Source organism: Levilactobacillus muriae (genome assembly GCF_045862015.1).
Taxonomy (GTDB): Bacteria; Bacillota; Bacilli; order Lactobacillales; family Lactobacillaceae; genus Levilactobacillus; species Levilactobacillus muriae.
This window is the reverse complement of record NZ_BAAFRU010000044.1, coordinates 1-4,459: the sequence shown is the minus strand read 5'-3', so window position 1 is coordinate 4,459 and position 4,459 is coordinate 1. Positions and strand designations below refer to the sequence as shown.

The 4,459-nt window shown below is 36.1% G+C and carries 5 protein-coding genes; all 5 read right to left on the bottom strand.

Features of this window, described 5'->3' with window-relative positions; all coding sequences use genetic code 11:
• Positions 1-58: putative holin-like toxin (locus tag ACKTSF_RS14120; RefSeq protein ID WP_407890235.1), on the bottom strand; the 58-nt coding region annotated here is incomplete at its 3' end.
• Between the two features lie 298 nt (positions 59-356).
• On the bottom strand, positions 357-1,391 hold the full coding sequence (locus ACKTSF_RS14115) for an S-adenosyl-L-homocysteine hydrolase (RefSeq protein WP_263766106.1): 1,035 nt from the start codon (positions 1,389-1,391) through the stop codon (positions 357-359).
• A gap of 108 nt (positions 1,392-1,499) precedes the next feature.
• Entirely contained in the window at positions 1,500-2,162 is a 663-nt protein-coding gene (locus ACKTSF_RS14110; RefSeq protein WP_047021679.1) for an HD domain-containing protein, read from the bottom strand.
• Complete coding sequence (locus ACKTSF_RS14105; RefSeq protein ID WP_407890233.1) at positions 2,162-3,553, bottom strand: MFS transporter; 1,392 nt, start codon at positions 3,551-3,553, stop codon at positions 2,162-2,164. Before ACKTSF_RS14105 ends, ACKTSF_RS14110 begins: the two co-directional genes overlap by 1 nt.
• Positions 3,554-3,832: 279 nt before the next feature.
• On the bottom strand, positions 3,833-3,919 hold the full coding sequence (locus tag ACKTSF_RS14100; protein ID WP_153152501.1) for a putative holin-like toxin: 87 nt from the start codon (positions 3,917-3,919) through the stop codon (positions 3,833-3,835).
• Positions 3,920-4,459: the final 540 nt, after the last annotated feature.

Genomic DNA, 4,459 nt, shown 5'->3' with positions numbered 1-4,459 from the left:
GCGCGATTAAAAACGTGCCAAACAGCAACATCAACGAGAGTGCCTGGAAGACGCTCATTGACTGTGAAACCTTCCTGAAGATTATTCCATGTTCCCATGGGCCTCACCTCGCAAGGGAAAAGACAGCCACCGCCCTTAAAACTTCCTGCTTAATCTATTATACAGAAACTTTGACGAGGAAACCAAATTTCATCTTAATATTGTTATCAACTGTTTCAGTGAAAGTTGCGCTTAATAAGGTATTTTTGTTTAATACTACGATCAAAGTTTAGCAGCAACTAAAAGCAGCTTAGAATTTCTTTGTCGGTAGCAACCAGAGCTTATTTGTATAATTCTTTAAGCTTTTTTCATTTAATTCAACTTTTAACAAATTTGAATATCTCTACCAACCATTCTTTAGCAATTTTTTCTCTGTCGTTTTCATTTAATTCAACAATTCCCTGATTTTCTTCACCTGAAATGTCTTTTTGTAGTATAACTGCCATTTCAGCCTGTGTTAATTGAACGTAGGAAGCTAATGTTGATATAGAGTATGTGAAATTAATTGCGTCCCCTGAATTTGCTAGAATAATAGTCCTATTGCTTTTAGTTTTTAAAATTTTATACCCACCATTGTGTCCATAGCGGGGTAATTTGTTGATCATTTGACTATTTTTAAAAGTATCGTCCGCTGAAGTTACAGAAAAGCTATATAAAGTATGTTTCAAATCCAATTTTTTTAGTTGAAGAGTATCAATAGACTTCTCTCCATTAGCTATATACACAATATCAACGTCAATTAGCTCAGTATATATATCATTAGTTATTTGGTACCCATGGGCTAATGCGTTAGCTAATCGTATTGCCCTTTTATCAGAAACTGTGACTATTGCACCACGTTTTCTTAAATTACCCGCTATACTGGAGCCAACTTTACCATAGCCAATAACTAGTACTTTCTTGCCTAAAAGCGTCGTTCCATAATCTGCTAAAAAGATTTCGGATTTGACTACAATCTCATGTCCAACCAAAAAATCTTCCTCAATTTTTAAAGAACTTCTTGCCACTGATAGTATTGGGACTGATATTGAATTATTGGACAGCTTATCTTCATACTTTTGGTAGCCATTTCCCGTATCCTCGATTATTTTAACCAATTGACCTTTAAACTGTTTCTGAATGTCACTTAATCTTGGTACAAAATACCCACCAATATCAATAATTGCAAACGTGTCCTGTCCGACAATTTTCTTTATCAAGTTAGGTGTATCAACGCCTGCTAATTCTTTCCTAGAAACATCTAATATTGTACAAGTTTTTGATAAATGTTTAAGGACTTTACGATCGATACTTTTGGGCTTGGGTATAAAGTACACTTCGTAGTGTTCACATAAATAGTCTATAAAATCCAAACTGTTAATCACAGCGTGCTCTACGACAGGATTTTTTGGGGATCAGACTGTCCTTTATTAAAAAGCGCAGCGACTTTTTCGAAATACGATTTATCTAATAGATACTCATTATGTCTCATCTTTTACACCTGTTTCCATTTGGAATTCAGATAAGAAATCACGCATATACTTTGTTCGACGACTGGCTTCTTGCTTTCCCATTCTGGTATTCATTGAACTTGCTAATTTCAGTAGCTTTTCATAAAAGTGATTGATGGTTGTACTTTTGTGATGGCGATAATCATCGTGTGTTTTGATTTCCTTCACTGATATTTTGGGATCGTATATTTCCTGTCCAGCGTGCCCGCCGTAAGCAAATGCACGTGCTATGCCGATTGCGCCTAGTGCATCAAGTCTATCAGCGTCCTGAACACATTTACCTTCGTTAGAAAGCTGGTAATGGTGTTCAATGTTGTCAGAATATGACATATGTTGGATAATATCTAAAATGTCTTCTCTAGCCGGAGTTGCAATATTCTCATGGCTAAGTATAATTCGTACTTCTCTCAGTCTATTCTTTTTATCTGCAGTGACTTTTTCGTCTATGGTGTCATGCAAATAGCTAGCTGCTTTCACAACATACAGACCAATATCAGTTTCATCTTTTTTAAAATCTTCTGTATATATTTTTTGAGCTAACTTAGCCACTCTTTGGGCATGAAGAAAATCATGCCCAGTTGGATCAAAGGCCATATTTTCTTTAGAAAATGATTTTATATCATCTAAACTCATTACTCTTTATCTCCTTTAATTACTTTATTTCGTAAAGCTATCAAGCATAGAGAAATTGTGAATACGGCAACAAAAAACAAAATCAAGAAATTGATTGCTAACCCCCATTTTGTCCCTGAAATTACACTCCCTTGTTGTTTCTGCAATAAAGAAACAATAGAGGACGATATTGCAATTCCAACTGCTCCTGAATAAGCTTGAACCGTCATATAAATCGAATTACCATCATTTACTAACCCAGCAGGTAATTGAGACAAACTATAGGTCATGATGTTACTGTAGCTAAAGCTCAATCCCACCATAAAAAGCATATATATTAAAACCAGCCCGCCAATACTTGGTGTAAATAGGTTGGCGCCCAAAAAGGTCAGTCCAATGATTATACAGCCACTTATAATGGGTAAGCGGGGTGCAGTTTTATCGTAAATAATACCAGCAACCACCGATAGCACTGCATCAATCACAGCGGCAGGAGCAATTAGAAAACCTACCAAACCAGGTGACTGGGCAAAAAGTATTTGTAGCACATTAGGGATTAAGTATGACATACTCAAAGAACTGAATTGCAATAGAAAAAAAGCACTTAACAACTGCAAAAAGCGTTTGTTTTTAAAGAGACTTAATTCCAATAATTTATGGCTCTTATGCTTCTCATTAAGAAGGAAAAGTAAGCCACTAAAAAAAGCTGTTCTTAGTAAAAACAAATACAATTTAAAAGAGCTACTGTTAGCAGTCAAGTTAGCAATAAACATCAACGTCGTTGTCAAAAAAATGGCCAAGAAAATGCCCCCACGGACATCAAAGGGAACGTAATGAACCGGTGAACTTTGTTCAATGCTAAGCTCACCAAGCAGCCAGGTAACCATAATAATTGGTATTAAAATTATAAATAGAAAATGCCAATTTAATGTGTCCTGAATTATGCCACCATATATGGGCCCCACTGCTGGTGCAAAGGCAATAACTAAGCTACCTATCCCCATAAAAGTGCCAACTTTTTTCTTTGGCACTTGATCTAGTACGACAGCAAACATCAACGGTAACGCGATTCCATCAGCAATGCCTTGACATAAGCGGCCTAGCAAAACTAAATTAAAGCTGTTGGAAAAGCTTGCAATCAACGTACCGACTAAAAAGCTTAAGCACGAAACTCTAAATAAAGTTACCACACGAAACCGTCTTAAAAAGAATGAACCCAATGGAATCAAACTAGTTGAGACTAGCATATATCCAGTAGTCAACCATTGAACTTGACTGATAGGTATAGAAAAATACGTTGTTAATTGTGGGAAGGTTATGTTTAACGCTGTTTCAACCACTATTCCTAAAAAGCTTAAAAGACCAATCGAAATTATTGCGCTCAATAGTTTGTTGTGTTTCTCTTGAACCAAGAATTGCACCTTCCAAACACTACATGTAGTTTTTTCATCACATATTATACCACTATATATGGTTCTTAGGCCGTTGCTCCTACATATTTTCAAAAACGAACAATTGTTTCTCTAGCCTTTGAGAAACTACACTTAAAATAGTCGCAAGTCCGTTATAGGCATGCTATAATGTAGACAGAAAAAGGAAGCCCCGCTAGAACAGGACTTCCCATGTAGAACCGTTTAAGACGGTGGCAAAGTTTAATAATAGATTAAATAATCCGTTAGCCCTGCCAAAAGCTAAGACGGATTATTTTTTTGCTGACTTTTGATCAGCTCAACAATTAATGCGATTAAGGCTACGATAAAGGTACCGAAAGCCAGCATTAATTGTAAAGCGTCCGCAACGGACACTTAGGCTACTCCTTTCGTTAGGATTTATGGGCTTTAAGGGTTTAACACCATAAGCACCACCTCCGATCGGAAATAGCCACCGCCTTAACTTCTCTACAAACTTTAATTATACAGGCAAACTAGGAATCTACCAAGCATGTAAGTAATTACAAAGGGTTATTATTATGGAGGCAAAACATGAACATATCTGAACTATCTGAAATTCTGAAATCAAATCAACACGAAACTGACACTTACGATTTTAAAGAACGCTGGGAGAACACAAATAGTGAACTTCTAAAAGATATTCTAAGTTTTGCTAACACAGCTCACCATAAAGATTGATATTTGATATATGGAATCGATGATAGTAAACACGTTGTTGGCATAACTGATGAAGATAAAAAGGTTCTATGTCAACTGTTGTTGGTAATTCCATTTATAAAATTGTCTAATCCTTTGAGATTAGGCAATTTTTTTTGAGCCCAAATGCCAGATGAATCCTTAATCTAAAGCTTGTGAAACAGCCAAAGC

Excerpts from the sequence above, each read along its gene's own strand:
- ACKTSF_RS14110 (WP_047021679.1), bottom strand. The coding sequence starts at position 2,162 with ATGAGTTTAGATGATATAAAATCATTTTCTAAAGAAAATATGGCCTTT.
- ACKTSF_RS14100 (WP_153152501.1), bottom strand. The coding sequence starts at position 3,919 with ATGCTGGCTTTCGGTACCTTTATCGTAGCCTTAATCGCATTAATTGTT.